The sequence below is a fragment of the Pseudomonas sp. PDM27 genome, from assembly GCF_019219205.1.
In the GTDB taxonomy this organism is placed as follows: domain Bacteria; phylum Pseudomonadota; class Gammaproteobacteria; order Pseudomonadales; family Pseudomonadaceae; genus Aquipseudomonas; species Aquipseudomonas laurylsulfatiphila.
This window is the reverse complement of the sequence record NZ_JAHUWF010000001.1, coordinates 130,303-156,198: the sequence shown is the minus strand read 5'-3', so window position 1 is coordinate 156,198 and position 25,896 is coordinate 130,303. Positions and strand designations below refer to the sequence as shown.

Genomic DNA, 25,896 nt, shown 5'->3' with positions numbered 1-25,896 from the left:
GGCTGCCTGACAGGCGCCGAATACCTCAGCCCTGCCACGCCCCAACATTCACCAGATTGGCCGGCCGCTCACCGGCCAGCGCCGCCAACAGGTTGTCCACCGCGCACCTGGCCATGGCCTCCCGTGTTTCATGGGTGGCCGAGCCGATGTGGGGTGTCGCCACCACGTTGTTCAACTGCAGCAATGGCGAGTCCTGATTCAAGGGTTCGCGGTCGAATACGTCCAGCCCCGCCGCGCGAATCCGCCCCGTGCGCAAGGCGTCGATCAGCGCCGTTTCGTCCACCACTTTGCCCCGTGAAATATTGATGAAGATGGTCTCGGGACGCATCTGGGCGAACTGCTCTGCGCCGATCAGTCCTTGGGTTTCAGCGGTCAGCGGTAACGTCAGGCAAACGAAATCGGCCTGTTGCAACAGTTCCGGCAGGCTTCGATAGCGCGCATTGAAGCGCTGTTCCACTGCCGGTTTCGGTGACTGGCTGTGGTAGATCACCGGCATGCCAAACCCGCAATGCCCGCGCTGTGCGAGGGCCTCGCCAATGCGGCCCATGCCGATGATGCCCAGGGTTTTGCCGTGCACGTCGCTGCCGAAATGCGCAGGGCCGATGTTGCGGTTCCATTGGCCGGCGCGAACCAGATTCGCCAGTTCCACCACCCGCCGGGCAGTCGCCAGGATCAGCGCAAAACCCGTGTCGGCGGTGGTTTCGGTGAGCACATCCGGCGTGTTGCTCAGCAGGATTCGCCGTTCGGTGAGGTAGTCGATGTCGTAGTTGTCGACGCCCACCGAGACGCTGGCAATGGCTTGAAGGTCGGGCGCCAGGTCGAGCAGTTCGGCATCCAGCTTCAGGCTGGCACCGAGCAAGCCGTGAGCGCGGGGGAGGGCATCGCGCAGTTTGGCCAGGCCCTCGGCATCAAGGTTTTCGATCAGCGTCACTTCAGCCTGCTCGTGCAGGCGAGCCATCAATAATGGCGAGAGTTTCTTGTACAGGACGACCTGCTTTTTCATCTTCGAGACCTCGATTTCAATTCAGGAATGTGCCGCGGCGGCGCGCGTTACCGTGGCCGAGGGCCGCTCCCGGTCGCTGGCGCCGGGCTTGAGGAAAATCGTCAGTACCACCGAAAACATCAACGCGCCGCTCATCAACAGGTACGACGCACCCGGCGAGCCGGTGGAGCTGTTCAGGTAACCGACCAGATAAGAACCGCCAAACGAACCGAGGGCACCCATGCTGTTGATCAGCGCCATGGCGCCGCCCGCGACATTGGCCGGGAGGATCTCCGGAATGATCGCGAAGAAGGGGCCGTAAGGCGCGTACATGCAAGCGCCGGCAATCACCAGCAGGGTGTAGGACCACCAGAAGTGTTCAGCGCCCAAGGCGTAGGAGCCATAGAAGGCGATCGAGGCAATCAGCAGTGGCGGCCAGACGAAACGTTTACGTTTTTGCAGCTTGTCCGAACCCCAGGACACCAGCAGCATGCCGATCACCGCCGCCAGGTACGGCAGCGCCGAGAGCCAGCCGGCCTGGACCATGTCCATCTGCGCGCCGGCCTTGAGGATCGACGGCAGCCACAGGACGAAACCGTACACGCCAATGCTCCAGCAGAAAAACTGCAGGGCCAGGATGATCACTTTGGGTGACCGGAACGCTTCGGCGTAGTTCTTCACGGCCTTGATGCCGACCTGTTCGGCGGCCAGTGCGCTTTCCAGATCCTGCTTTTCCTGATCGTTGAGCCACTTGGCCTGAGACGGACGATCATCGGCCAGGCGCCACCAGATGAATGCCCACAACACTGCGGGCAAACCTTCGATGATGAACATCCAGCGCCAGCTGTAGTGCTGCACCAGATAGCCCGAGACCACCGACATCCAAAGCATGGTCACCGGGTTGCCGAGGATCAGGAAGGTGTTGGCTCGCGAGCGTTCGGCGCGGGTGAACCAATGGCACAGGTAGATCAGCATCGCCGGCATCACGGCCGCTTCGACCACGCCGAGCATGAAGCGAATGACGATCAGCCAGTAGGCATTGGAGACAATCCCGGTCAAGGTCGCCAGGCTGCCCCAGAGGATCAGGCTGACGAAAATCAGCTTCTTCACGCTGTGTTTCTGTGCGTAGATCGCGCCGGGTACCTGGAAGAAAAAGTAGCCGAGGAAGAACAGCGCGCCGAGCATCGACGACAAGCCTGGCGTGATCATCAGGTCCGCCGCCATGCCGGACGCGGCGGCGAAACCATAGTTGGCGCGATCCAGATACGCCAGGCTATAGGTGATGAACACGATGGGCATGATGTACCACCAGCGGCGGGTGGCGAGCGTTGCGGTTTTCATGAGTGGTGCTCCTGAGCTTGTTGTTTTTGTCGCAGCAGGTAACGGTGTTTAGATCTTCAGTGACTGTGCTGGCCCCTTCGCGAGCAAGCCCGCTCCCACAGACGCAAAACCTGTGGGAGCGGGCTTGCTCGCGAAGACGGCCTCGAATTCAACGGACATTTCGGATCTGCTGGGCAACCCCTCCATATCCCCCCGGCTCTGCACCGCACGGCTGCCAATCCAGTTGGCGCGTTTCACGGCCTCGGCAAAGCTCTGGTTTTCCAGCAGCGCGCTGATCATGCCGACGGCAAAACCATCGCCGGCGCCCACCGTATCGACCACCTTGGCCACCGGCACGCCAGCGACGAAACCTTGATCAATATGGGTGCGGTAGTAAGCACCGTGGGGTCCAAGCTTGATCGCCACGGCTTCGGCGCCCTGGTCGAGGTAGAACGCGGCAATGTCGGCCGGGTCTTCGAATCCGCTCAGCAAGCGACCTTCGCTCAACCCCGGCAGCACCCAATGGGCGAGGGCGGCGAGGCGGTTGATCTCGGTGATCATCTGTCGTTCGCTGGCCCACAGGCTCGGGCGCAGGTTCGGGTCGAAGGACACGCTGCGCCCGGCCTCGCGCATACGGGTCATCAACTCGAACGACATCTGCCGCGCCGACTCCGACAGCGCCGGGGGAATGCCGGTGGCGTGCAGGTGCCGGGTCTTGAGCAACTCGGGCACGATCGAGTGCGGCGACAGGTGACTGGCCGCCGAACCACGGCGGAAGTACTCGACCAGCGGATCGCTGCCATCGTCGGTGCGGGACTTGAGTTGAAAACCGGTCGGGTGGGCGGTGTCGATGTCGACGTGGCGGCAGTCCAGGCCTTCTTTTTCCAGGGTGTCGACCACGAACCGGCCCAACGAGTCGGCACCGACCCGGCTCAGCCATGCCACGTTGAAGCCGAGTCGGGAAAGGCCAATGGCGACGTTGCTGTCAGCCCCGGCGATGCGTTTGTGGAAAGCACTGACCTCGGCCAGGTCGCCAGCCTGCTCGGCAACGAACATCGCCATGGTTTCACCGAACGAGAGGATATCGATCTCAGACATGAGCACTCTCCCGTTGCGACTGGCCGAGGCGGGCGAGGGCCGCCACGTGTTCGCGGGTCAGTTGCACCAAGTCATCGCCTTGCAGCGGATATTCCGCGGCCCGCATCACACCTTGGGCCATGTGCTGCAGCAGCTGTTCCCACTGTTGCAAGTCGCTGGCGGTCGGCGGAATGGCGACCAGCTTGTCGTCGGCGCGACGTGTAACCGCTTTGCAGTGCACATAGCCGACGTGGCGTCCGAGAAGGCGCGCGGCGCTGGCGGCGGACTGGTCCTGCCAGTGCCAGTTGCCGATGTCGAAGGTCATTTTGATCGGCAAGTGGTGTTGCTCGACTTCAGTGAAAAAACGCTGAAAGGGCTCGATGCGACCGCCGTGCAGGGTCTGGTCGTTTTCCACCAGCAACTGCACGGGGCTGGCATCCAGCAGTCGGGCGAGGGCGTGCAGGTCGCAATTGTCGGTGAAATAGCCCAGCGACACTTTCAACCATTTGGCACCGAACGCCTCGGCGCGTTGCAGGGCGGTGATCAATTCTGGATTGGGCCTGGATTGCCCGGCCAGCCAGAGTTCCATTGGCGACGAATACACGCTCTCCAGGCCTTTCGCCTGAGTGGCATTGGCCAGTTGAACGGGGTCCTCAATGGTCAGTAATTCTTCGCGCCACTCGATGCGCGTGGCGCCGGCGGCGGCCAGCACTTCGATAAAACTGCCTTGGCCACGCTGGCGAACCAGGTCGGCGCCGTAGCTGGAGAGGCTGATGGAAACGGCGGGTTTGTTCATTGTTGTTTTACCTCTGAAACCGGTTTCATTTTTGTTCAAAAAAATAGTGGGTGTTCTTGATGGCCTCTTCGCGAGCAAGCCCGCTCCCACAGGGGAATGCATTCCAAATGTGGGAGCGGGCTTGCCCGCGAAGAGGCCGGAACATTCACCGAGAATTTCCAAGGGTTGACCCCCTGACAATCAACCGCGCGGAAAAATCCAGCGTCCGCACCGCTCCGTCATCCCCCCGCAGCCGCTTGAGCAAACACTCAAACGCACTGGCGCCCATCTCGGTGGTCGGTTGGGCCAGCGCGGTTATCCCGCTACCCACCAACGGATACCAATCCAGATCATCCAGAGCAATCAGGCCCACCTCCTCGAACAGGTTGCACTTGAGTTCACGCAACGCATGGGTGCAGGCCAGCGCCGCAATCCCGTTCGCGCAAAACAGCGCTTTCGGGCCCGGGCCAGGCGTGTCGAGAAAGGATTTCAACTGTACGGTCAGTTCGCTGCCGGTTTCGATGAGGCTGCCATGGAGGGCCGGGCGCAGGGCAATTTGCGCCTTGAAACTGGCGACCCGTTCGATCCGCGAACTGGTGCCATCGAAGGGTTCGGTCACCATCAACACATCGCGGTAACCGCGTTCTTCAAGGTGGACGATGGCCATCTCGACGGCGGCCGGGTTGTTTAGCCCGACCATGTCGCTTTCCAGGTCCTCGACCTTGCGGTCCACCAGCACCAGGGGCATTTCCCGGTGCAGTTCGTGCAATTCGTCACGGTGATGACCCAGGGTGTTCACGATCAGGCCTTCGATGTTGTACGAGCGCAGCAGGGCCAGGTGCTGGCGTTCTTGCTCGTCGTCGCGGTCGGTGTTGCACACCACCAGGCTATAGCCGTGCTGACGGCAAGCGGTTTCCACCCCGTGCATCACGGCAATTGAATAAGGGTTGCGGATATCGGCCACCAGCATGCCGATCAGGCGGGTGCGCCCGCGTTTCAGGCCGCGGGCCATCTGGTTCGGGCGATAGCCCAGTTCGGCAATCGCCTGCTCGATGCGTTGGGCGGTGGCATCGGAGAGCAGGGCGCGGTCTTCGCCGATGAACCGCGAAACGCTGGCCTTGGAGACCTTGGCGTGTTCGGCCACGTCGAGCATGGTCACGCGGCTGCGCTGGGCGGCGGAAAAATCGTTCACGGTCTGAAACCTTCTTATTGGATTTATAAGGCCGAGCGCTTCGTGAGATAGCGCTGAAACCGGTTTCAGAAGACACCAAAAGCCAATTCGCCGTCAAGCCCCGGATTGTCGATTGTCGAACAAACACCGACGGGTGGCGTTCAGGCCAGCACGCTCAGCCACGCTGAACCCAGCAGCAACAGGCCCATGCAGCGATTGAAACGTTGCATGGCCCGGGGCGAGCGCAACCAGCGACTCGACCCGGCACCGAGCAGCGCCCAGACACCCAGGCAGGGCAAGGAAACCAGGAAAAACACCCCTGAAAGATTGATCACATGGACGAGCCGATCTTCGCCCGCTCCAGCGAAGACACTGACCACCGCCAGCGCCATCATCCAGGTTTTCGGGTTGATCCATTGCAGGCTGGCGGCGCCCACCCAACCCAGCCGAGCAGCGGTTTTCTGCGTGCTGATGGCTTCGGCCGGCGAACGGATAATCTGCCAGGCCAGATAACTCAGCCACGCTACCCCGACCCATTGCATGACGCTTTGCACCGCAGGCCAGGCCGTCAGTGAAGAGCCAACGCCCGCGCCCACCAGCAACACCAGCGTCGCGCCACTGGCGCAGGCGCCGAAGATAATCGGCAGGGCGGCGCCCAAGCCGTATCGGGCACTGTTGCTGAGCACCAGAATGTTGGTCGGTCCGGGTGTGATGGACGCCACAAAGGCAAAGAGCAGGAAGGGCAGTAACGTCGGGAAAGAAGAGAGCATCGCGGGCAAACTCCGGTAAAGATCAGTGAAACCGATCTTCACGATCCCCGGCGTTACTTGTCTGGAAGATTTGAGCAGCGCTTGCGGTACAGCGCCGGTGTCAGGCCGTAGGCGCGCACGAACCAGCGGCCCAGATGGCTCTGGTCGGCAAAGCCCAACGCCATCGCCACCGTCGCCGGTTGCTCACCTCGGGCCAGCATTCGCCGAGCGGTTGCCAGGCGCAATTGCACCAGATACGCGTGGGGCGCCATGCCGTAAGCGGCCTTGAACGCACGGGTCAGGCGGAAGCGGTCGACACCTGTGACGGCTGCCAGTTGATCGAGGCCGATGTCGTATTGCGCGTTGGCATGCAGGTAGTCCCGGGCCTTCTGCGCCACGCGCGGCAGACGCGGGTCCTGGCCATCGCGGGCGCGCCAATGCAAGTGGCTGGTCAGGCGCTCGAGCAACGCGTCGAGGGTGGTCTGGCGGACGATCTTCAGCTCACCGCGATGCAGGGTTTCAAACGCCAGGCTGGTGGCCTGGGCCAGGCGCGCATCGCAGGCCAAGGTGGCGGCGAAACTCAGTTGGCTGTTGTCGGGGGCATGATCGAACACAGCGCCGAGTTCGCGCTGTAACCACTGCGGATCGAGGTACAGCATGCGGTAGGTAAAACCGTCGGCGGTCGGTGCGTCACCGTCATGGATGTCACCGGGTTCGAGCAAAAACACCTTGCCCGGCGTGCTCTGGTGCCTGGCCCGTCGGCAATTGAATTGCTGCACCCCTTGCTCGGTGACGCCCACCAGATAACTGTCATGCCAGTGCGGGTCGTAGGCGTGACCTTCGAAATGCGCGCGCAGGGTCTCGATGCCGGTGTCGGCGTCCTGGGACAGGTCGATCCAGTTGTGAGCGTTCATGTTGCACCTGCGGGACGGATTACCGAGCTATTTAACGCCTGCTGTAAGTGCGATGACTAGAACGTTTGTGCAGGCATCAGTTGAACAGGCCCGCCGCAATATTGATCGAGAACCCGAGGATGGCGGTGTTGAACAGAAAACCGATCAACGACTGCGCCAGCACGATCTTGCGCAAATCACGGGTCGCCACGCCGACATCCGAGGTCTGCACCGCCACGCCGACGGTGAACGAGAAGTACAGGAAGTCCCAGTAATTGGGCGTCGTTAGGCCATCAGCAAAGCGCAGCGCCGGCTCTTTGCCTTCCCAGGTGTAAAACAGGCGCGCGTAGTGCACGCTGAAAATCACCCCGATCAGCAGCCACGAGCCGATCACCGTCAGCGCGGTGAAGCCGTAGTGCAGGAGTCTGCGCGTGGTTTCCAGGTCCTTGCTGCCGGCCAGTTCGAAGGTAATGGTCGCCAGACTGGCCAATGCCGCGATGCATACCACCAACAGCACCAGCCCGGCGTTTTCGTCTTCGATTTCGGCGATGCGTTTCACATCGGTCGCTTTTGAACGCACGGTGAGCCAGGACATCAGGATCAGGTAAGTCCAGACACCGGCATTCCAGCCGATGAGGATTTTGCTGATCACCGAATCGGCCGGAACCAGGATGCCCGCCGCGATACCGAGCGTTGTGGCGGCGGACAGGCGAGGGTGGGTGTGGGTGAGGTAGGGCATGGAGGCTCGATGGGTTGAGGCGATGCAATCACCTTAGCCCAGGTGAGCACAATCTTGGAATCACCGGGATCCCCTGTGGGAGCGGGCTTGCTCGCGAAGGCGGACTGTCAATCAACACGGGTATTGAATGTGACGGCCTCTTCGCGAGCAAGCCCGCTCCCACATTGAGACAGTGGTGTTGATCAGTGTGGTTTATGGCGTTTGCGCACCAGCTTCATCACCACCACAAAAAACACCGGCACGAACACCACGGCCAGCGTCGCCGTGATCATCCCGCCGATCACCCCGGTGCCGATGGCCTGCTGGCTCGCCGAACTGGCGCCGGTCGCGATCGCCAGGGGCACCACGCCAAGGATGAACGCCAGCGAAGTCATGACGATCGGCCGCAACCGCAGGCGTGCCGCTTGCAGGGTGGCGTCGACCAGGTCGTGGCCTTCGTCGTACAGGCTCTTGGCGAACTCGATGATCAGGATCGCGTTCTTCGCCGACAGGCCGATGATGGTGATCAACCCGACCTTGAAGAACACATCGTTGGGCATCCCGCGCAAGGTCACGGCCAGCACCGCGCCGAGCACACCCAGCGGCACCACCAGCAGCACCGAGGTCGGGATCGACCAGCTTTCGTACAACGCCGCCAGGCACAGGAACACGATCAACAGCGACAGCCCCAGCAGGATCGGTGCCTGGCTGCCGGACAAGCGTTCCTGCAATGACAACCCGGTCCATTCCTGGCCCAGGCCCGCGGGGCCTTGCGCCACCAACCGCTCGATCTCGGCCATGGCTTCGCCTGTGCTGTGGCCCGGTGTCGGTTCACCGGAAATGCTGATCGCCGGGTAGCCGTTGTAGCGGGTCAACTGCGCCGGGCCCTGGGTCCATTTGGCCTGCACGAAGGCCGACAAGGGCACCATTTTCCCGTGGGTGTTGCGCACGTGGATCTTCAGCAGGTCTTGCACCTGGCTGCGCTGGTCGCCCTCGGCCTGCACCACGACGCGCTGCATCCGCCCCTGGTTGGGGAAGTCGTTGATGTACGCCGAGCCCACGGCCGTGGACAGCACGTTGCCGACGTCGGCAAAGGACACCCCCAGCGCGTTGGCCTGCTTGCGGTCGACCACCAGTTGCACTTGCGGCGCCTCGGCCAGGGCGCTTTCGCGCACGTTCATCAGGATCGGGCTTTTTTCGGCGGCCGCGAGCAAGTCGGTGCGCGCTTGCATCAGCTTCTCATGGCCGAGGCCACCGCGGTCCTGCAGGCGGAACTCGAAGCCGCTGGACGTACCCAGGCCATCCACGGGCGGCGGCAGCACGGCAAAGGTCACCGCATCCTTGATCTGGCTGAGGGCGACGTTGGCCCGGTCGGCAATCGAAGCCGCCGAATCTTCGCTGTCGCGCTCCGACCAGTCTTTGAGCGTGCTGAACGCCAGCGCCGCATTCTGCCCGCTGCCGGAGAAGCTGAATCCGAGAATCACCACGCTGTCGCGAATGCCCGGCTCGCCGGCGTTGTGCGCTTCCACCTGCTCGGCCACCTGCACCGTGCGGTTCTTGCTCGCGCCCGGTGGCAACTGGATGTCGGTGATGGTGTAACCCTGGTCTTCCACCGGCAGGAACGAGGAGGGCAAGCGACTGAAGGCCAGGCCCAGGCCGATCAGCAGCACGCCGTAGATCAACAGGTAGCGCCCGGTGCGTTTCAACGCGTAGGCGACCCAGCCTTGATAGCGCTCGGTCAGTTGCTCGAAGCGGCGGTTGAACCAGCCAAAGAATCCGCTCTTTTCGTGGTGCTCGCCTTTGGCAATCGGCTTGAGCAGCGTCGCGCACAGGGCCGGGGTCAAGGTCAGGGCGAGGAAGGCCGAGAACAGGATCGAGGTGGCCATCGACAGCGAGAACTGCTGGTAAATCACCCCGACCGAACCCTGCATGAACGCCATTGGAATGAACACCGCGACCAGCACCAGGGTGATGCCGATGATGGCCCCGGTAATCTGCTGCATGGCCTTGCGCGTGGCATCCTTGGGCGACAGGCCCTCGGTGGCCATGATGCGCTCGACGTTCTCCACCACCACGATCGCGTCGTCCACCAGGATGCCGATCGCCAGCACCATGCCGAACATGGTCAGCACGTTGATCGAAAACCCCAGCGCCAGCATCGTCGCAAAGGTGCCCATCAACGCCACCGGCACCACCAGCGTCGGAATCAGCGTGTAGCGGATGTTCTGCAGGAACAGGAACATCACCGCGAACACCAGCAGCATGGCTTCGCCCAGGGTGTAGACCACCTTGGTGATCGAGACCTTGACGAAGGGGGAGGTGTCGTACGGGATCGAGTACTCGACGTTTGCCGGGAAGTAGCGCTTGAGTTCGTCCATCTTCGCCCGCACCAGGGTCGCGGTGTTCAGGGCGTTGGCGCCCGGCGACAACTGCACGGCGACGGCGGTGGACGGCTTGCCGTTCAGGCGCGTGGAAAACTGGTATTCCTGGCTACCGATCTCGACCCGCGCCACATCGCTGATGCGCACGGTCGAACCGTCCGGGTTGGCCTTGAGGACGATGTCGGCAAATTCTTCGGGGGTCGACAACTGCCCTTTGACCAGAATGGTCGCGGTGATTTCCTGGGTGGTACGGGTCGGCAGATCGCCGATGCTGCCGGCCGACACCTGGGCGTTTTGCGCGACGATGGCGGTGTTGACGTCCGCTGGCGTGAGGTTGAAGGCGAGCAGTTTCTGCGGATCGATCCAGATCCGCATCGCCCGCTCGGCGCCGTACAGCTGCGCCTTGCCGACGCCGTCCAGGCGCTTGATCTCGTTCATCACGTTGCGCGCCAGGTAATCGCTGAGCGCCACGTCGTCGAGCTTGCCGTCGCTGGACGTCAGGGTGATCAACAGCAGGAAACCGGAGGAGACTTTCTCCACCTGCAATCCTTGCTGGATGACCGCTTGCGGCAGGCGCGACTCCACGGCCTTGAGGCGGTTCTGCACATCCACCTGCGCCAGTTCCGGGTTGGTGCCCGGTTGGAAAGTGGCCTTGATGGTCGCGCTGCCGAGGCTGCTCTGGGATTCGAAATACAAAAGATGATCGGCGCCGTTGAGTTCTTCCTCGATCAGGCTGACCACGCTTTCGTCCACGGTTTGCGCCGAAGCACCCGGGTACACGGCATAGATTTCGATCTGCGGCGGCGCAACGTCGGGGTACTGCGCCACCGGCAACTGCGGAATGGCCAGGGCACCGGCCAGCAGGATGAACAACGCGACCACCCAGGCGAACACCGGGCGGTCGATAAAGAACTGCGGCATAAAAAAGCGTCCTGCTTACTGGCCAGTCGCCTGGGCAAGTGGAAGAGGGGTGTCGTCGATCTGCACTTTCTCGCCGGGGCGGGCGTGCTGCAGGCCCTCGATGACGATGCGGTCGCCGGCTTTCAGGCCGCCGGTGACGATCCAGCGATCGTTCTGCACGGCGCCCAGTTCGACCGGTTGCTGGCCGACGCGCTGTTCGGCGTCGAGCAGCAGCACCTGGGCGATGCCCGCGCTGTCGCGCTGGATAGCCCGTTGCGGCACGCTGATGCCCTGGCGGTTGACCGCTTGTTCCAGGCGCACGCGCACGAAACTGCCGGGCAGCAGGTCGAGGTCGGGGTTGGGGAACTCGCTGCGCAGGATGATCTGGCCGGTGCCCGGGTCGACGGTGATGTCGCTGAACAGCATTTTGCCCGGCAGCGGGTAGAGGCTGCCGTCATCCTGAATCAGCGTGGCCTTGGCCTGGTCCTGGCCGACCTGCTGCAACTGGCCGGAACGGAAGGCGCGGCGCAGTTCGTTGAGCTCACGGGTGGACTGGGTCAGGTCGGCATGAATCGGATTGAGTTGCTGGATCAGCGCCAGCGGCGTGGTTTCGTTCTGCCCGACCAGCGCGCCTTCGGTCACCAGCGCACGCCCGATGCGCCCGGAAATCGGCGCGGTGACGGTGGCGTAGCCGAGATTGAGTTTCGCCCGCTCCACCGCAGCCTTGTTGGCCGCGACGTCGGCGGCGGTCTGTCGTACGTTGGCCCGGGCGTTGTCGTAGTCCTGGCCGCTGATGGCCTTGTCGTCGATCAACTGGGCATAGCGCTGTTCCTGCAACCGGGCCTGGAACGCGTTGGCCTCGGCCTTGCGCAGCGCTGCTTCGGCGCTGTCCAGGTCAGCCTTGAGCGGCGCCGGGTCGATGCGGAACAGGACATCGCCCTGTTTCACGTCACTGCCTTCACGGAAGGTCCGCTGCAGGACCACGCCGGCCACGCGGGCACGCACCTCGGCCATGCGCGGTGCGGCAATCCGTCCGCTCAGTTCGCTGCTGATGGTCAGTGGTTGCGCTTCGATGGTCTCGATGCGAACCGTGGCCAGCGGCGCCTGTTCCTCGGCGTTCGAGGCCTTTTCGCACGCGGCCAGTGTCAACGCCAGAGCAATCAGACTGAGCCTGGCAAGCAGATTCTTCGACATGTAATACCCCAATAAAGACTCCCAGCATCCTACTGGGCGCAGGCGAGGGTAGCGGTGAAGCTTTGTTGGTGCTGTGTGAAATTGTGTAAGGGTTTTACTCAGAGACGAGTGAGGGCGTATATCCTTCAGTTCTTGAATTTTATTGCGCCTGAGAGATCGCTTTCGCGGGCAAGCCCGCTCCCACAGTGGTCGGTGGTGTTCATATCATTTGTGTTCACCTCAAATCCCTGTGGGAGCGGGCTTGCCCGCGAAGAGGCCGGTACAGGCGCCACTGCTTTTTTCTGGAAACACCCCATGCCCAACATCCTCCTGGTCGAAGACGACACCGCCCTCGCCGAACTGATTGCCAGCTACCTGGAACGCAACGGTTATTCCGTCAGCGTGATCGGTCGCGGCGATCATGTGCGCGAACGTGCGCAGCTCAATCCGCCGGACCTGGTGATCCTCGACCTGATGCTGCCAGGCCTCGACGGCTTGCAAGTCTGTCGCCTGCTGCGCGCCGATTCGGCGACCTTGCCGATCCTGATGCTCACCGCCCGCGACGACAGCCACGACCAGGTACTGGGGCTGGAAATGGGGGCCGACGACTACGTGACCAAACCCTGCGAGCCACGGGTGCTGCTGGCGCGGGTGCGGACCCTGTTGCGCCGCAGCAGCCTCAGCGAGCCGCAGACCGCCAACGACCGGATTCTGATGGGCAACCTGTGCATCGACCTGTCCGAACGCACCGTGACCTGGCGCGAGCAATTGGTGGACTTGTCCAGCGGTGAGTACAACCTGCTGGTGGTGCTGGCCCGGCATGCCGGGGAGGTGCTGAGCCGCGACCAGATCCTGCAACGCCTGCGCGGCATCGAATTCAACGGCACCGATCGTTCGGTGGACGTGGCGATTTCCAAGTTGCGGCGCAAGTTCGACGACCACGCCGGCGAGGCGCGCAAGATCAAGACCGTGTGGGGCAAGGGCTACCTGTTCAGCCGTTCCGAGTGGGAATGCTGAGCCGATGTTCAGAATCCTCTTTCGTTTGTACCTGGTGACCATCGTCTCGTTCAGCGCCGCGATTTATCTGGTGCCGGATCTGGTGGTCAAGGTGTTCCACGAGCGCTTTGTCACCTACAACCTCGATTACTCCCGTGGCCTGCAAACGCTGATCGTCAAACAGTTTCATGCGGCCCCGGCCGAACAGTGGCCGGCCCTGGCCGCTGAAATGGACAAGGACTTCGAGCCACTGCACATCGTGCTCAGCGGTAACGACGACAGCAGCCTGACGCCTGAAGAGCAGCAGCGCTTGCAGCGGGGCGAGAACGTTGTGCGCGTGGGTGACTGGGGCTGGCGCACGCTGGCGGTCGCGCCGCTGAACGAGCGCACCGTGGTGCAAATGGTGGTGCCGCCGGATCCGCTGGACGTCAACCTGTTGTACTGGAGCATCAACGTGCTGATCGGCGCGACCATGCTCGCGTGCCTGTTGCTGTGGCTGCGCCCGCACTGGCGTGACCTGGAACGCCTCAAGGGCGCGGCCGAGCGCTTTGGCAAGGGCCACCTGGGCGAGCGCACGCAAATCTCCCCGAGTTCCAACATCGGCAGCCTGGCCAGTGTGTTCGACACCATGGCCGGCGACATCGAGAACCTGCTCAACCAGCAGCGCGACTTGCTCAATGCGGTGTCCCACGAGTTGCGCACACCGCTGACGCGCCTGGATTTCGGCCTGGCGCTGGCGCTCTCCGACGACTTGCCGGCAGCCAGCCGCGAGCGTCTGCAAAGCCTGGTGGCGCACATCCGGGAACTCGATGAGCTGGTGCTGGAGCTGCTGTCCTACAGTCGCCTGCAAAACCCGGCGCGACTACCGGAGCGGGTCGAAGTGTCGCTGGATGAGTTCATCGACAGCATCCTTGGCAGCGTCGACGAGGAGCTCGAATCCCCGGAGATCGTCATCGACGTGCTGCTGCACGGCCAGCTCGAACGCTTCAGCCTCGACCCGCGCCTGACCGCCCGCGCCTTGCAAAACCTGCTGCGCAATGCCATGCGCTATTGCGAAAAGCGTATCCAGATCGGTGTGCAGGTCTGTGCCGGCGGCTGTGAAATCTGGGTCGACGATGATGGCATCGGCATTCCGGATGACGAACGCGAGCGGATTTTCGAACCCTTCTACCGTCTCGACCGCAGTCGAGATCGCGCCACGGGTGGTTTCGGACTGGGATTGGCGATCAGTCGCCGCGCCCTGGAAGCCCAGGGCGGCACACTGACGGTGCAAGCCTCGCCGCTGGGCGGGGCGCGGTTTCGCTTGTGGTTGCCATTGCCGGTCTGATTTCGACAAACGGCCGCATCATCTGTCAGGTTTGACAGTAGCAAGGTGCCACGCTTACGGGTCTCATTAGCCTGCGAAGTCAATACAGGCGGCGAGGCTGGAGGGACGAATGGGCGCGCCAATAATAAAAACCTGCGGGCAGGGCACGATCAGTGCAATCAGGGACGTCAAGGTCGAAAACCTGTCGACAAAATTTGCGATGGTCATGCCTGATGGCGGCTGTTGCACCTTGGCGATCCGGATTGGGCCGAACATGACCGCAGAGGGTAACGCCTGTTTTCTTGTCGGCGATGCGGTGAGGTACACGATGACGAGCGCGGGGGATGGTGTGCCGCCAAGGGTACAAGACCTTGAGAAGTCGGGCGTCGGCAGCAGAACAACCTGATGGCTTGCGGGGGCTTTTTACGACCCCGCAAACCTGTGCTTGCGTATCAAGCGCTCAACCGGCCCCGCAACACCTTGGCCATCTCCTCCAGATCCGTCATTGGCTGATGCCCGATCAGCATCCAGGCGTGTTCCATGTCCGCCCAGTACACGATGTTCAGCTCGCGCCGCTGTTCCCGGGCGAAATGCCGGCTGCCGCTGTTGGAGCGGGTCACGCACAGCGCCATGGGGCCGTGCACCGGATCGAGGTAGGTGATCTGGGCGATGGGGGCGCCGTCGTACTCGAGGATTTGCGCCCGCTTGAACTCGGCGCGGGGCAGGCTCAGTTTTGCCGGCGCGAGGTCCAGGCCCAGGCGCGCATCGATGGTCCGCAGTTGGGCCCGCTGAGAGGCTTCATCAGCGGGCAGGTGATCCAGGGTTTCCGGCACGTAGAGCGCCATGTAGTCGGCTACCAGACCGCGCCAGCTGTGAGTCTGCTGACTCGCTTGCCAGCCGAGGAACAAACGGTCCGCCAGCACGCCGCCAGCCAGCAGCCCGGCTGCGGCGGCCAGGAACCAGCGTCGGCTGAGCCCGGGGCGGGCGGGTGAGGGCAGCGTGGCGAGCATGGCTTGCAAGCGATCCACCGGCGCCTGCCGGGCCAGTTCATCGTAGGCGTCCTTGAACGGCAGGCTGCTGCGATCCAGCCATTGCAGGCGCAGGCTCAGCATCGGGTCGGCGCTGATGGCCGCGTCGATGCGCGAGCGCTGTTCGGCATCGAGCTGGTTGTCGAGATAAGCCACCAGTTGTTCGTCCGAGGGTTTTGCGTTCATCAATGTTCTCCTCGGTAAGGGTGGGGCACCGTGTGCAACGGTGGATATTCGGCCAGTTTCGCCCGGGCGGCGGCCAGGCGACTCATGACCGTGCCGATGGGCACTTGCAGCACATCGGCGACTTCGCGGTAGGACAACCCTTCGACGTAGGCGAGAAATACCGTTTCACGCTGGGCCTCGGGCAATGCATCGACGCGGCGGATGACCTGTGCCGCCAACACGTGGGTCTGGGCCACGGATTCTCCATCGAACGACAGGACCTGGTCGGCATCCACCTGGCCCTGACCTTGCCGCACCCGCTGGGCACGGACTTCATTGAGCCAGATCGAATGCAGGATGCTCAGCAGCCAGCGGTCCATGCGCGTCCCCGGCTCGTATTGCCCGGCCCGCTCCAGCGCCCGCACACAGGTGGCCTGCACCAGGTCATCGGCGATATGCCGTTGCCGGGATAACAGCAGGCCGTAGCGCCATAAACGCGCCAGATGCTGGTTCAGTTCGGTTCGTATTGCCTGATCGCTGGCGATGGCGACCTCCGTCCGCTCGGGTTGTCAGGTTTTCGATGATCCGTTGATGGCTTCGGCCAGGTCCTGGTACTCCTCGCACTGGGTATTGCCGCAAATGGATTTGATCTGCTGCAGTTGCTCCTGCGCAAGGTCCAGCCGGCCCTTGACCACATAGGCCTCGCCCAGGTATTCGCGGACTTGCGCGTAGTGCGGGTCGAGTTTTACCGATTGCAGGTAATAACCGATGCCTTCGTCGGTGCGTCCCAGTTTACGCGTGGCGTAGCCGCGATAGTTCAGCGCTTTTGCGGTATTTGGCTGTTTCAGCGTGTCGAGCAGGGCCAGGGCCTCTTCATAACGTCCGTCCTTGGCCAGTTGATAGGCATAGTTGGTGCGGTCTTCGTCAGGCACCAGGCTGCTGGTCTGCTTGACGCACCGCTGCGATCGGGTATCGAGCACCTGTCCTTTCGGGCAGTTGGGTTTGGCGGGCGGCTCGTCATCGCCGCCACCGCCGTTGGCCAGGGCGAGGGAACCGGACAACGCAACGGTCAGCAGCAACGGAGTCATCAGAACTGCAAAACGACTATTCATGGGCTTTGCTCCACAGGTTCATGGGTTTCAGATCAGGTCGCGCCCGACCAGGCGCAGTGCAAGGTTGATGTGATGAGAACACCGCAGCATGAACAATTATTCGTTGTGTTCTGGCGGCCGATTGCGAACGGGCATGGTTGTGTGTGCGCTGAAGATCCCTGTGGGAGCGGGCTTGCTCGCGAAGGCGGTGGGTCAATCAACATTAATGTTGCCTGACACTCCGCCTTCGCGAGCAAGCCCGCTCCCACAGGGGATTTTCGTTCAACCCAGCAGACGAATCGGTGCACCCGCCGCCCAGGCCTGGATGTCCTCGATCATTTGCGAGAAAAACAGCTGGTAGTTCTGTTGGCTCACGTACCCGACATGGGGCGTGGCCAATACATTGTCCAGGGTCCGGAACGGATGGTGGGCGGGCAGCGGCTCCTGCTCGAAGACGTCCAGTGCCGCACCGGCCAGGCGTTGCTTCTGCAGCGCCTTGATCAGCGCCGCCTCATCGACAATCGGCCCGCGGGCGGTGTTTACCAGCAGTGCCGTGGGCTTCATCCAGCCCAGGGCTTGGGCGTCCACCAGGCCCCGACTGCGGTCGCTGAGCACCAGGTGCACCGACAGCACGTCGGCCTGTTCGAACAGTTCCTGCTTGCTGACATGGGTCACACCGGCTTGCGCCGCACGTTCGGCGGTGAGGTTTTCGCTCCAGGCGATGACGCGCATGCCGAATACCTGGCCGAATTGCGCGACGCGCTGGCCGATGCTGCCAAGGCCGAGGATCGCCAGCGTCTTGCCGTGCAGGTCGCCGCCCAGGCCTTGTTGCCACTGGCCGGCACGCAAGGCATTGGCTTCGGCCACCAGGTTGCGGGTGGCGGCCATGATCAGCGCCCAGGTCAGCTCCGGCGCGGCGTGTTTGTAGCTGTCGGTGCCGCTGACCTGGATGCCCAGCGCGGCGGCGGCTTTCAGGTCCAGGGCGGCGTTGCGCATGCCGCCGGTCACCAGCAGTTTGAGCCTGGGCAGGCGGCGCAGCAGGTCTTCGTCGAAGCGCGTGCGCTCGCGCATGACGCAGATCACCTCGAACCCGGCCAGGCGCTCGGCCAGCGTCTGGTTATCGGCGGGGTAGTCATGGAGAAAACTCACCTGGCCGACGCTGTCCAGCGCCGACCAGTCCACCACATCACGCGCCACATCCTGCCAATCATCAAGCACTGCAATCTGCACAGGCATCAGCCTTTCCTCTTCAACGCACGGGGTTGGTCTTGTTCAGCCAGGCGAGCAGGGCCTGGTGGAATTGTGCCGGTTCTTCCATCTGTGGCGCGTGGCCCATGCCAGGGAATTCAACCAGCGTGGACCGGGGAATCAGCTTGGCCACTTGTTTGCCGAGGACGTCGTAGTGCCCGATCTTCGCCTTGACCTCGGGCGGGGCGATGTCACTGCCGATGGCGGTGGTATCGGACGTCCCGATCAACAGCAGGGTCGGCATCTTCAGGTTCTGGAATTCGTAGTACACCGGTTGAGTGAAGATCATGTCGTAGATCAGCGCCGAGTTCCACGCGACTTGCGTATGCCCAGGTCCTTTGTTCAGGCCGGCGAGCATATCGACCCAGCGCTCGAATTCCGGCTTCCAGCGGCCCCCGTAGTAGGTGCTGCGTTCGTAGTTGCGGATACCGTCGGCGCTGAGTTTGAGTTCGCGTTCATACCATTGGTCTACCGTGCGATAGGGCACACCGAGGGCTTTCCAGTCCTCCAGGCCGATGGGGTTGACCAGTGCCAGTTGCTCGACCTGTTCGGGGTATTGCAAGGCATAGCGAGTGGCGAGCATGCCGCCGGTGGAGTGCCCCAGCAGGGTGGCTTTCTGAATGCCCAATGCCTTGAGCAATTGCTGGGTGTTCGTCGCCAGTTGCTGGAACGTGTACTGATAGTGCGCCGGTTTGCTGGAGCTGCAGAAGCCGATCTGATCCGGGGCGATGACCCGATAGCCGGCGTCGCTGAGGGCTTTGATCGAGCTGTCCCAGGTGGCGCCACAGAAATTCTTGCCGTGCATCAGCACCACGCTGCGGCCATTGGCCTTGCCGTGGGCGGCGACGTCCATATAGCCCATTTGCAGGGACTGGCCCTGGGATTCAAAGGCGAAGTGCTTGAGCGTGTAGGGATAGTCGAATCCCTGGAGTTCGGGGCCGTATTCAGGTGCTTCGGCGTGGGCGGTGGCGGGCAGGGCGGCGGTCAACAACAGGCCGGGCAACCAGCGGGGGAAAGGGCGCGACATTGGGAAGCTCCATGGAAAATCCGCCGATGCTGGATCGGCTCGATTAGGGCGGCATTAAACACAGGCAATCGCCGCCCTCGATGGTTCAACCCATCCAGCCCAATGTTGCTACGGCCAACGCGCCGTAGCGGGCGCCTTTGGCCAGGGTGACGATCAGCAGGAATCGCCCCAATGGCTCGCGCATGACCCCGGCGACCAGTGTCAGCGGATCGCCGATCACCGGTAGCCAACTGAGCAGCAATGACCAGTGGCCGTAGCGTTGGTAATGCAGCCGGGCTTTTTCCAGGTGTCGGGGGCTCACCGGAAACCAGCGTCGGTCGCGGAACCGTTCGATCCCGCGCCCCAGCCACCAGTTGAGCAGCGACCCCAGGACGTTGCCGAACGTCGCCACCGCCAACAGCGCCCAGAGCCAGTAGCGGTCGCTGAGCAACAGGCCGACCAGCACGGCTTCGGATTGCAACGGCAGCAGCGTGGCGGCACCGAATGCCGCGAAAAACAGCCCGAAGTACGCGCCGGACATCAATGGGCGGGGTAGTCCGCAACCACCAGGTCAGTGCCGTCCTTTTTCAGGCCGATGACCTGATAGGCATCGCTCATGCCGTCCATTTCCATGCCTGGAGAACCCATGGGCATGCCGGGGGCCGCGACGCCCAGCAGATCGTCGCGCTTGCTCAAGGCCAGGACCTGGTCAGCCGGGACGTGACCTTCGACGAACTTGCCATTGATCAACGCGGTGTGGCACGACGCCAGGCGTGGCGGCACGCCGTGCTGTTGCTTGAACTCGCTCATGTTGGCTTCGACGTGGTCTTCGACCTTGAAACCATTGGCTTCAAGATGGCTGATCCATTTTTTGCAGCAACCACAATTGGCGTCGCGATGAACCTCGATCGGAATGAGGTCGGCGGCCTGGGCCAGGGAGGACATGAACAGGGCGCTCAGGGCGATCAGACGCAGAGGGTTTCGCATGGGATTCGTCTCGGCTAACGGGCAAAAAAACGCATTCTGACCAGTTTTTCCGGTCAGGCATTCAAGGAGTGTTACGAAGTACTACAAAGTTCGGCTGTTCGATGATGGTAGATCAGTGCTGTCAGGCAGATGAGGGGGACATTACAAAATCGTCAGGTTGAGTGCCCGGAGTCGGTATCGGTATTGATACAAGCCCGCTGATGGTCATGTAAGAAAAGCCTGCAGGACCATTCGTCAAAGCGCCATGGCCTAATAAACAAGGCGCTTTGCGGTGTGTGGCTGAAATGTACAAAATTTGTAAAAGAACTCAATTAACGTTAGGCGGCCCCCATGCTCCAGTTGATACTCGCGACCACTTAGCTTGGTCATACAAGGAGTTTTTCATGACTATCGGTTATACCGGCGCATGGACCCCGAAGTCGGGGCTATTGGTTCGAGACACCAACAGCAGATCAAAGCCTGTTGCCCAGAATGACAAGGTCAGGCAGATGCTTAACCTGGTGGGCAGCAATCCGGTTGCGCTGGATACCGCCAAGATGGACAAGATGGAAATGCGCAAGCAGATGAAGGGGTTTGACCCCTCCAATATTTCCGTCAAGTCCTTGGGCACTCTCAGTGTCTTTCTGAAAGAACGTGGCCTGATCAGTGATGTAACGGCAGTAACGCTGAGCAATGCCGGCGACAAGTTCGACCGGTTTGGCATCAAGGACCCTGACGCGAAGTTCAATGCGCTGGAATATTTCGCCATTCAACTGGACAACATCCAGAGCAATAATTTGAAGGGAAACAAGTACGCCAACTACTTGATTCCCGAGTTCAAAAAAGCGATCTACGTGCTGCAGAACCTGGAAACCTACGGTAAAAGCAACGGCCCGATGGAGCGGCCAGGTACGGGGCTGTCGGCCAAGGCCTGACGCGGCGTTGCCCGGCCCGCCCGGTTCATCGAACGGGCCGGCGACCCTCACCTGCAGAGCGGCCACGTTTTCTTCCAGGTATTTGCGTTGCTTGGTGCCCGGAATCGGAATCAGGTGGTCACCCTGGGCCAGCACCCACGCCAGCGCCAGTTGGCCCGCCGTCACGCCTTTCTCTGCCGTGCGAGGCCGGTTATGGACTGGTGCAGACGCCGTACTATCACGTGGCCCGGCAACTGCAGGAGGGGTGTTTGTGTGAAGTGCTGAAAGAAATGCCGCCACCGGGCATGCCGATGACGGCGCTTTATCCGCCGCACCGCCAGTTGTCCCGGCGGGTGCGTGTGTTTGTCGACTGGCTGGTGGAACTCTGTGCCCAGCCCGGCAATGACTTTTACCGGAAGGATTCAGGGTGTTGATCAGCGGTTATCGGTGTGGGTAGTAGCCCGGTCCGCCATGGTCATAGTAGTGATCGTGATGCCAGCCCCCATGGGGGAAAACAATGCAACCGCTCAGGGTCAGGATGGCCAGCAGGGGAATCAGCAATGTGATTCGACGCAACATTTGAAAGTCCTCATGGTTATCGCCGCAATGAAGCTAAAACTCTTCATCGGCTGTAACATGTGACCCCGCTTGTGGCCACTTATCCCGGAAACAGGGTAAGTGCCTGGCAAGCGTCTTGATACAAACCGGATACATTTTCAGATTCAGGAACCCGCAATGACACAGTCGCAACGTTTGAAATACTCGATTCTGATCTCCCTGGTGGTGCTGGGGATCATGTTTGGCCTTTCCTGGTTGCAGAACACCGGCGTCATCAGCGAAAAAATGTTCCAGTACATCGCCATTGGCGTGGCGGTGATTGTGGTAGTCATCAATGGCGTGATGCGCCGCAAGGTCAAGCCCTGATCATTCGTTCACTGGTTGCGCAGGATGGCGGCAGCCTGTGGATGCAGGCTGTAGCTTTTGTCGGGGTTTAGGACAATCACGCCTTCACTGCACAAGCGCTTGAGCACTTCGCGCACGCTGAGAAAGGACAGGGGAATGTCCAGGTCCAGCAATTGGCTGTGCACGCCACGCACGCCAAGGCTGCGCTCGCTTTCGGCGGCCGTCAGCAGGGCATCGATGACTTTCAGGCGGATCAGACTGGTCCGCAGGCCATAGCTCTTGAGCAGGATCCGGATCCGCTCGTTGCCGTGGCGATCGGTACGCGGCTCGAATACGCCGACTCCCATGGAAGTACCCTTTGGCGCGTTGCTACCGTCCGTTGGCAGTTGCGAGTTGTACATTGCAAAACTCCTTTTCAGAGCCTGATCAGGAAAAATTGGGCGCTCTTAAAAGTTTAGACGTATGAGCTGCCCAAATCATGAAGGCTCGAATGTAGAAATTTTGTCGACGTCGTGTGATCAGCCTGTCAGTTCGCACGCCAATGTGCGGCAAAAACCCTAAATTATTGATGTGAGCTTCGTCCCTACAGGGAGGCACTGCGCGCGTGGGTGCGCGCAACAGCGGCCATCGTTTTTTCGATCAGGAGCGAGCGTGATTATTTCCAGCCAGTTAACCAGGTTGAGCCTGGCGGGTGTGACTCTGGGGTTGAGCCTGGGGCTGAGCCTTGCCGCGAGCGCGAGCGATACGTCTGCGCCAACGAGCGCGGACATCCGCCGAACCAGTTTCGGCGTGCCGCACATCCGCGCCGACAGCGAGCGCGGGCTGGGCTACGGCATCGGCTATGCCTACGCCCAGGACAACCTGTGCCTGCTGGCGAACGAGATCACTACGGTGAACGGCGAGCGTTCGCGCTATTTCGGACCGGATCAGTTTACTGTCGAGGCGCGTGAGAACCTGGTCAGCGATCTGTTCTTCACCTGGCTCAACACCCCGCAAGCCGTCGCCGGTTTCTGGCAGGCCCAGACTCCACCGGTGCGTGAGTTGATTGAAGGCTATGTGGCGGGGTTCAACCGTTCCCTGAGCGAGCGTCGTGCCCAGGGTCTGCCGCAACAGTGCCAGGGCGATTGGGTGCGGGACATCACCCCGTCGGATCTGGTCAAGCTGACCCGGCGCCTGTTGGTCGAAGGGGGCGTCGGCCAGTTCGCCGAAGCCCTGGCCGGTGCCACGCCGCCCCAGGCCGTGGCCCGGGCGTCGAACGCCCAGGCAGCGTTCCAGGTGGCCGCCACGCGCATGCAAAGGTTTGCCCTGGACCGTGGCAGCAACGCGGTCGCGATCGGCAGCGAACGTTCCTTTAACGGACGCGGCATGTTGCTGGCCAACCCGCACTTCCCGTGGGTGGGCGGCATGCGTTTTTATCAGATGCACCTGACCATTCCCGGCAAGCTGGACGTGATGGGCGCGGCGTTGCCCGGCCTGCCGCTGATCAACATCGGTTTCAATCAACATCTGGCCTGGACCCACACCGTGGATGCGTCCAGGCATTTCACGCTGTACCGCCTGCAACTCGACCCCAAGGATTCGACCCGTTACCTGCTCGACGGCCGGTCCTTGCCGATGGACAAGCAGACCGTGACTGTCAACGTCAGGCAGGCGGACGGGCAGGTCCAGGCGATTTCCCGTGTGGTCTACAGCTCGAAGTTCGGTCCGGTGGTGCAATGGCCGGGAAAACTCGATTGGGATCATCAGTACGCCTTCAGCCTGCGCGACGCCAACCTGGATAACGATCGCGTCCTGCAGCAGTGGTACGCGATGAACCGTGCCGACAACCTCAAGGATTTCCAGGCCTCGGTGCACAAGATCCAGGGCATTCCGTGGGTCAACACCCTGGCGGCGGACGATCAGGGGCAGACGCTGTACATGAACCTCTCGGTGGTGCCCAACGTCAGCGTCGACAAGCTGGCGCAGTGCAGCGATCCGCGAATCGGCCTGCAGATGATCATTCTTGACGGTTCCAACAGCGCCTGTGCCTGGGACATCGATCCGCAGGCGCCACAACAGGGCATCTATGCAGCGGACAAGTTGCCGCAATTGCTGCGCAAGGATTTTGTCCAGCACTCCAACGATTCGGCGTGGATGGCCAATCCGGCGCAACCGCTGACCGGCTATTCGCCGCTGATCAGCCAGGATGGCCAGCCTCTGGGCCTGCGTTCACGCTTTGCCCTGGACCGTTTGAGTACGCTGACCGAGGCCGGCAAGGTCGCGGTGGCGGACTTGCAGCACATGGTCATGGATGATCAGGTCTATCAGGCGGCTCAAGTGATGCCGGACCTGCTGCAATTCTGCGCGGCGGATCTCGGTGCCGATGCCAAAACCCTCGCACCACTGTGCGCCAGCCTCAAGGCCTGGGACCGCAAGGCCAATCTGGGCAGCGGTCTGGGCTTTGTGCACTTCCAGAATGTCATGGAGGCATTGGAGCCGGTACCGGACGTATGGCGCGTGGCGTTCGATCCGCAGGACCCGCAACATACCCCGAGTGGACTCGCCGTCGATCACCCGCCAGTGGCCAAGGCGCTACGCACAGCGATGCTGGCTTCGGCTGAGCAGGTCAAGGCGTCAGGCCTCAAGCCGGACGCTCGCTGGGGCGACATCCAGGTGGTCAGCAGCGGCGGGCAACAGACGCCGATCCATGGCGGGCCGGGTACGCTGGGGGTCTACAACGCGATCCAGAGCGTGCCGCGCAGCGACGGCAAGCGCGAGGTGGTCAGCGGCACGAGTTACCTGCAAGTGGTGACCTTCGACGAAAACGGACCACAAGCCAAGGGGCTGCTGGCGTTCTCGTTGTCGAGTGACCCTGCTTCGAAATTTTCACGGGATCAGACCCAGGCCTTTTCGCAGAAGCAATGGAGCGTGCTGCCGTTCACCGAGCAGCAGATCACGTCCGATCCGCAGTATCAGGTACAGACGATCCGCCAGCAGGATGCCAAGGTCGCTGCGCATTGAGGTAGTGGGGTTTTACTGGAACGCTGAAGGCCGTACCCCGCAAGGGTGGCGGCCTTTTCAGCTTTTCGGGGTCTTTTGCGGGATCGCGTTGACCACCAGATTGCCGTTGTCATTGCGGGTCAGGTAGACCGGCAGGACCCGCGGCAGGGACTTCACCAGGCCGTTGATCTCTTTGATGTTGTAGATGCCGCCGATATGGATCGAACCGGTGCTGTTGTCGGCGACCATCAACGGTTTGTCCAGGTAGCGATTGATCAATGGCAGGGCATCGCTCAGTGCCAGATCGTCGAGCACCAGCTTGCCCTGGCGCCAGGCCAGCGAACTGTCATTGTCATAGGTCTGGCTGATGCGGGGAGTGAAGTCGCCGCGGCGATAACTGGCCTGCATCGCCGGGTCGAGGCGCAAACCGTCGCCGGGCAGGTCGGTGTTGCTGCTGACCAGTACCGAACCCTCGATCAGATTGACCTTGACCTGGTCTTCATACATCCAGACGTTGAATTGGGTGCCGGTCACGCGAACCTGGCCTTCGGCGGCCTTGACCACAAAAGGGTGACGGGTGTCATGGCTGACCCGGAAGAACGCTTCGCCTTTTTTCAGCGTGACTTGCCGCTGATCCTTGTAGTTGCTGTACGTCAGCTCGCTGCCCAGGTTCAGTTCCACCTGGCTGCCATCTTTCAAGGTGACCGTACGAACATTGTCGGTGGCTTCGAAGTGCTGGTACGCGTTCGGTACCCAACCCAGGTGCCAGCCGCCATAACCGGCCAGCGGCAGTGCCAGGGCACAGACTGCCGCGGCAATGGCCAGGCGGCGCCAAGGGGTTTCGGGTTGGGGGCGAACCAGCGGCAGGACGGGCGCGGGGCGGGGCAGGTCGCCGGCGACATCCCATATTTCCAGCATCGCTTCGTACTCGAAGGCATGGAGCGGATGCGCATTACGCCATTGTTCGAACGCCTGGCGCTCCTGCTCTGTGCAGTCATTGGCGTGCAGACGCATGCACCAATGCGCAGCGGCATCGGTGATGGCGTCGTATTCGGCTTCCGAGAGCGTGTGTTCAGTCATTGGCTCATCCTGATTTCGTGCATTCTAACCTTGGGGGCAGCCTGCGAGAACATCAGTCATGGCATTTAACTATCA

26 protein-coding genes and 2 pseudogenes are annotated in these 25,896 nt (G+C 61.9%); 7 read left to right on the top strand and 21 right to left on the bottom strand.

Annotated elements, in window-relative coordinates:
- Nucleotides 1–25 precede the first annotated feature (25 nt).
- The 10 genes from KW838_RS00685 to KW838_RS00640 all read right to left on the bottom strand — a co-directional run bounded on the left by KW838_RS00685 (nucleotide 26) and on the right by KW838_RS00640 (nucleotide 12,160).
- The gene (locus KW838_RS00685; protein ID WP_218500028.1) at nucleotides 26–1,003 is read right to left on the bottom strand and encodes a D-glycerate dehydrogenase; all 978 of its coding nucleotides are present in this window, start codon (nucleotides 1,001–1,003) and stop codon (nucleotides 26–28) included.
- A 21-nt stretch (nucleotides 1,004–1,024) separates the two neighbouring features.
- Nucleotides 1,025–2,323 carry an MFS transporter gene (locus KW838_RS00680; RefSeq protein WP_218500027.1) on the bottom strand — a complete coding sequence of 433 codons (1,299 nt, stop codon included), beginning with the start codon at nucleotides 2,321–2,323 and terminating at the stop codon, nucleotides 1,025–1,027.
- Nucleotides 2,324–2,371: 48 nt separating this feature from the next.
- Nucleotides 2,372–3,400: a sugar kinase gene (locus KW838_RS00675; protein WP_218500026.1), complete on the bottom strand. Its 1,029-nt coding sequence runs from the start codon at nucleotides 3,398–3,400 to the stop codon at nucleotides 2,372–2,374.
- Complete coding sequence (locus tag KW838_RS00670; protein WP_218500025.1) at nucleotides 3,393–4,175, bottom strand: sugar phosphate isomerase/epimerase; 783 nt, start codon at nucleotides 4,173–4,175, stop codon at nucleotides 3,393–3,395. The genes KW838_RS00675 and KW838_RS00670 overlap by 8 nt, the downstream gene beginning before the upstream one ends.
- 145 nt (nucleotides 4,176–4,320) lie before the next feature.
- On the bottom strand, nucleotides 4,321–5,346 hold the full coding sequence (locus KW838_RS00665) for a LacI family DNA-binding transcriptional regulator (protein ID WP_371317806.1): 1,026 nt from the start codon (nucleotides 5,344–5,346) through the stop codon (nucleotides 4,321–4,323).
- A 140-nt stretch (nucleotides 5,347–5,486) separates the two neighbouring features.
- A complete protein-coding gene (locus KW838_RS00660; protein WP_218500024.1) occupies nucleotides 5,487–6,095 on the bottom strand; it encodes a LysE family translocator in 609 nt (202 codons plus the stop codon).
- A 53-nt stretch (nucleotides 6,096–6,148) separates the two neighbouring features.
- Nucleotides 6,149–6,988 carry an AraC family transcriptional regulator gene (locus tag KW838_RS00655; protein ID WP_218500023.1) on the bottom strand — a complete coding sequence of 280 codons (840 nt, stop codon included), beginning with the start codon at nucleotides 6,986–6,988 and terminating at the stop codon, nucleotides 6,149–6,151.
- Nucleotides 6,989–7,064: 76 nt separating this feature from the next.
- Entirely contained in the window at nucleotides 7,065–7,706 is a 642-nt protein-coding gene (locus KW838_RS00650) for a DUF1345 domain-containing protein (protein WP_218500022.1), read from the bottom strand.
- A 182-nt stretch (nucleotides 7,707–7,888) separates the two neighbouring features.
- Complete coding sequence (locus tag KW838_RS00645) at nucleotides 7,889–10,987, bottom strand: efflux RND transporter permease subunit (protein WP_218500021.1); 3,099 nt, start codon at nucleotides 10,985–10,987, stop codon at nucleotides 7,889–7,891.
- Between the two features lie 15 nt (nucleotides 10,988–11,002).
- A complete protein-coding gene (locus KW838_RS00640) occupies nucleotides 11,003–12,160 on the bottom strand; it encodes an efflux RND transporter periplasmic adaptor subunit (RefSeq protein ID WP_102700790.1) in 1,158 nt (385 codons plus the stop codon).
- Between the two features lie 294 nt (nucleotides 12,161–12,454).
- Here KW838_RS00640 and KW838_RS00635 point away from each other — a divergent pair, with 294 nt between their 5' ends.
- The 3 genes from KW838_RS00635 (at nucleotide 12,455) to KW838_RS00625 (ending at nucleotide 14,847) form a co-directional block, all read left to right on the top strand.
- Nucleotides 12,455–13,156: a response regulator transcription factor gene (locus tag KW838_RS00635; RefSeq protein WP_218500020.1), complete on the top strand. Its 702-nt coding sequence runs from the start codon at nucleotides 12,455–12,457 to the stop codon at nucleotides 13,154–13,156.
- Between the two features lie 4 nt (nucleotides 13,157–13,160).
- Nucleotides 13,161–14,462: an ATP-binding protein gene (locus KW838_RS00630; RefSeq protein WP_218500019.1), complete on the top strand. Its 1,302-nt coding sequence runs from the start codon at nucleotides 13,161–13,163 to the stop codon at nucleotides 14,460–14,462.
- A gap of 109 nt (nucleotides 14,463–14,571) precedes the next feature.
- Nucleotides 14,572–14,847: a hypothetical protein gene (locus KW838_RS00625; protein ID WP_218500018.1), complete on the top strand. Its 276-nt coding sequence runs from the start codon at nucleotides 14,572–14,574 to the stop codon at nucleotides 14,845–14,847.
- A 46-nt stretch (nucleotides 14,848–14,893) separates the two neighbouring features.
- Here KW838_RS00625 and KW838_RS00620 read toward each other — a convergent pair whose 3' ends face one another.
- The 7 genes from KW838_RS00620 to KW838_RS00590 all read right to left on the bottom strand — a co-directional run bounded on the left by KW838_RS00620 (nucleotide 14,894) and on the right by KW838_RS00590 (nucleotide 19,966).
- Nucleotides 14,894–15,655 (bottom strand): anti-sigma factor, encoded by a 762-nt coding sequence (locus tag KW838_RS00620; protein ID WP_218500017.1) that lies wholly within the window; start codon nucleotides 15,653–15,655, stop codon nucleotides 14,894–14,896.
- Entirely contained in the window at nucleotides 15,655–16,137 is a 483-nt protein-coding gene (locus KW838_RS00615; protein WP_371317815.1) for an RNA polymerase sigma factor, read from the bottom strand. The genes KW838_RS00620 and KW838_RS00615 overlap by 1 nt, the downstream gene beginning before the upstream one ends.
- 66 nt (nucleotides 16,138–16,203) lie before the next feature.
- The gene (locus KW838_RS00610) at nucleotides 16,204–16,746 is read right to left on the bottom strand and encodes a tetratricopeptide repeat protein (protein WP_218500016.1); all 543 of its coding nucleotides are present in this window, start codon (nucleotides 16,744–16,746) and stop codon (nucleotides 16,204–16,206) included.
- Between the two features lie 261 nt (nucleotides 16,747–17,007).
- Nucleotides 17,008–17,961, bottom strand: coding sequence for a D-2-hydroxyacid dehydrogenase family protein (locus KW838_RS00605; protein WP_218500015.1), 954 nt, complete (start codon nucleotides 17,959–17,961; stop codon nucleotides 17,008–17,010).
- 13 nt (nucleotides 17,962–17,974) lie between these two features.
- Complete coding sequence (locus KW838_RS00600; RefSeq protein ID WP_218500014.1) at nucleotides 17,975–19,000, bottom strand: alpha/beta fold hydrolase; 1,026 nt, start codon at nucleotides 18,998–19,000, stop codon at nucleotides 17,975–17,977.
- 85 nt (nucleotides 19,001–19,085) lie between these two features.
- The gene (locus tag KW838_RS00595) at nucleotides 19,086–19,520 is read right to left on the bottom strand and encodes a YqaA family protein (RefSeq protein ID WP_218500013.1); all 435 of its coding nucleotides are present in this window, start codon (nucleotides 19,518–19,520) and stop codon (nucleotides 19,086–19,088) included.
- On the bottom strand, nucleotides 19,520–19,966 hold the full coding sequence (locus KW838_RS00590; protein ID WP_085727060.1) for a DUF411 domain-containing protein: 447 nt from the start codon (nucleotides 19,964–19,966) through the stop codon (nucleotides 19,520–19,522). The genes KW838_RS00595 and KW838_RS00590 overlap by 1 nt, the downstream gene beginning before the upstream one ends.
- Before the next feature lie 383 nt (nucleotides 19,967–20,349).
- On the opposite strand from KW838_RS00590, the gene KW838_RS00585 reads away from it, so the two are divergent.
- The gene (locus KW838_RS00585; RefSeq protein WP_218500012.1) at nucleotides 20,350–20,880 is read left to right on the top strand and encodes a hypothetical protein; all 531 of its coding nucleotides are present in this window, start codon (nucleotides 20,350–20,352) and stop codon (nucleotides 20,878–20,880) included.
- A gap of 39 nt (nucleotides 20,881–20,919) precedes the next feature.
- Here KW838_RS00585 and KW838_RS00580 read toward each other — a convergent pair.
- Nucleotides 20,920–21,057: pseudogene (locus tag KW838_RS00580) on the bottom strand (aldo/keto reductase); the annotation flags it as partial.
- A 2-nt stretch (nucleotides 21,058–21,059) separates the two neighbouring features.
- On the opposite strand from KW838_RS00580, the pseudogene KW838_RS00575 reads away from it, so the two are divergent.
- Nucleotides 21,060–21,293: pseudogene (locus KW838_RS00575) on the top strand (LysR substrate-binding domain-containing protein); the annotation flags it as partial.
- Between the two features lie 7 nt (nucleotides 21,294–21,300).
- Here KW838_RS00575 and KW838_RS00570 read toward each other — a convergent pair.
- Nucleotides 21,301–21,438, bottom strand: coding sequence for a hypothetical protein (locus KW838_RS00570; protein ID WP_007970990.1), 138 nt, complete (start codon nucleotides 21,436–21,438; stop codon nucleotides 21,301–21,303).
- Between the two features lie 156 nt (nucleotides 21,439–21,594).
- Here KW838_RS00570 and KW838_RS00565 point away from each other — a divergent pair, with 156 nt between their 5' ends.
- The gene (locus KW838_RS00565; RefSeq protein ID WP_007970993.1) at nucleotides 21,595–21,783 is read left to right on the top strand and encodes a hypothetical protein; all 189 of its coding nucleotides are present in this window, start codon (nucleotides 21,595–21,597) and stop codon (nucleotides 21,781–21,783) included.
- A gap of 8 nt (nucleotides 21,784–21,791) precedes the next feature.
- Here KW838_RS00565 and KW838_RS00560 read toward each other — a convergent pair whose 3' ends face one another.
- A complete protein-coding gene (locus tag KW838_RS00560) occupies nucleotides 21,792–22,163 on the bottom strand; it encodes a fe2+ zn2+ uptake regulation protein (protein WP_102700779.1) in 372 nt (123 codons plus the stop codon).
- A 250-nt stretch (nucleotides 22,164–22,413) separates the two neighbouring features.
- Here KW838_RS00560 and KW838_RS00555 point away from each other — a divergent pair, with 250 nt between their 5' ends.
- A complete protein-coding gene (locus tag KW838_RS00555; protein ID WP_218500011.1) occupies nucleotides 22,414–24,762 on the top strand; it encodes an acylase in 2,349 nt (782 codons plus the stop codon).
- Between the two features lie 57 nt (nucleotides 24,763–24,819).
- Here the strand turns inward: KW838_RS00555 and KW838_RS00550 are convergent, their stop codons facing one another.
- Nucleotides 24,820–25,821 (bottom strand): FecR family protein, encoded by a 1,002-nt coding sequence (locus tag KW838_RS00550; RefSeq protein ID WP_102700777.1) that lies wholly within the window; start codon nucleotides 25,819–25,821, stop codon nucleotides 24,820–24,822.
- Nucleotides 25,822–25,896 lie beyond the last annotated feature (75 nt).

Coding starts and splice junctions, on each gene's coding strand:
- KW838_RS00685 (WP_218500028.1), bottom strand. CDS start 1,003: ATGAAAAAGCAGGTCGTCCTGTACAAGAAACTCTCGCCATTATTGATG.
- KW838_RS00680 (WP_218500027.1), bottom strand. CDS start 2,323: ATGAAAACCGCAACGCTCGCCACCCGCCGCTGGTGGTACATCATGCCC.
- KW838_RS00675 (WP_218500026.1), bottom strand. CDS start 3,400: ATGTCTGAGATCGATATCCTCTCGTTCGGTGAAACCATGGCGATGTTC.
- KW838_RS00670 (WP_218500025.1), bottom strand. CDS start 4,175: ATGAACAAACCCGCCGTTTCCATCAGCCTCTCCAGCTACGGCGCCGAC.
- KW838_RS00660 (WP_218500024.1), bottom strand. CDS start 6,095: ATGCTCTCTTCTTTCCCGACGTTACTGCCCTTCCTGCTCTTTGCCTTT.
- KW838_RS00655 (WP_218500023.1), bottom strand. CDS start 6,988: ATGAACGCTCACAACTGGATCGACCTGTCCCAGGACGCCGACACCGGC.
- KW838_RS00650 (WP_218500022.1), bottom strand. CDS start 7,706: ATGCCCTACCTCACCCACACCCACCCTCGCCTGTCCGCCGCCACAACG.
- KW838_RS00645 (WP_218500021.1), bottom strand. CDS start 10,987: ATGCCGCAGTTCTTTATCGACCGCCCGGTGTTCGCCTGGGTGGTCGCG.
- KW838_RS00640 (WP_102700790.1), bottom strand. CDS start 12,160: ATGTCGAAGAATCTGCTTGCCAGGCTCAGTCTGATTGCTCTGGCGTTG.
- KW838_RS00635 (WP_218500020.1), top strand. CDS start 12,455: ATGCCCAACATCCTCCTGGTCGAAGACGACACCGCCCTCGCCGAACTG.
- KW838_RS00630 (WP_218500019.1), top strand. CDS start 13,161: ATGTTCAGAATCCTCTTTCGTTTGTACCTGGTGACCATCGTCTCGTTC.
- KW838_RS00625 (WP_218500018.1), top strand. CDS start 14,572: ATGGGCGCGCCAATAATAAAAACCTGCGGGCAGGGCACGATCAGTGCA.
- KW838_RS00620 (WP_218500017.1), bottom strand. CDS start 15,655: ATGAACGCAAAACCCTCGGACGAACAACTGGTGGCTTATCTCGACAAC.
- KW838_RS00610 (WP_218500016.1), bottom strand. CDS start 16,746: ATGAATAGTCGTTTTGCAGTTCTGATGACTCCGTTGCTGCTGACCGTT.
- KW838_RS00605 (WP_218500015.1), bottom strand. CDS start 17,961: ATGCCTGTGCAGATTGCAGTGCTTGATGATTGGCAGGATGTGGCGCGT.
- KW838_RS00600 (WP_218500014.1), bottom strand. CDS start 19,000: ATGTCGCGCCCTTTCCCCCGCTGGTTGCCCGGCCTGTTGTTGACCGCC.
- KW838_RS00595 (WP_218500013.1), bottom strand. CDS start 19,520: ATGTCCGGCGCGTACTTCGGGCTGTTTTTCGCGGCATTCGGTGCCGCC.
- KW838_RS00590 (WP_085727060.1), bottom strand. CDS start 19,966: ATGCGAAACCCTCTGCGTCTGATCGCCCTGAGCGCCCTGTTCATGTCC.
- KW838_RS00585 (WP_218500012.1), top strand. CDS start 20,350: ATGACTATCGGTTATACCGGCGCATGGACCCCGAAGTCGGGGCTATTG.
- KW838_RS00570 (WP_007970990.1), bottom strand. CDS start 21,438: ATGTTGCGTCGAATCACATTGCTGATTCCCCTGCTGGCCATCCTGACC.
- KW838_RS00565 (WP_007970993.1), top strand. CDS start 21,595: ATGACACAGTCGCAACGTTTGAAATACTCGATTCTGATCTCCCTGGTG.
- KW838_RS00560 (WP_102700779.1), bottom strand. CDS start 22,163: ATGTACAACTCGCAACTGCCAACGGACGGTAGCAACGCGCCAAAGGGT.
- KW838_RS00550 (WP_102700777.1), bottom strand. CDS start 25,821: ATGACTGAACACACGCTCTCGGAAGCCGAATACGACGCCATCACCGAT.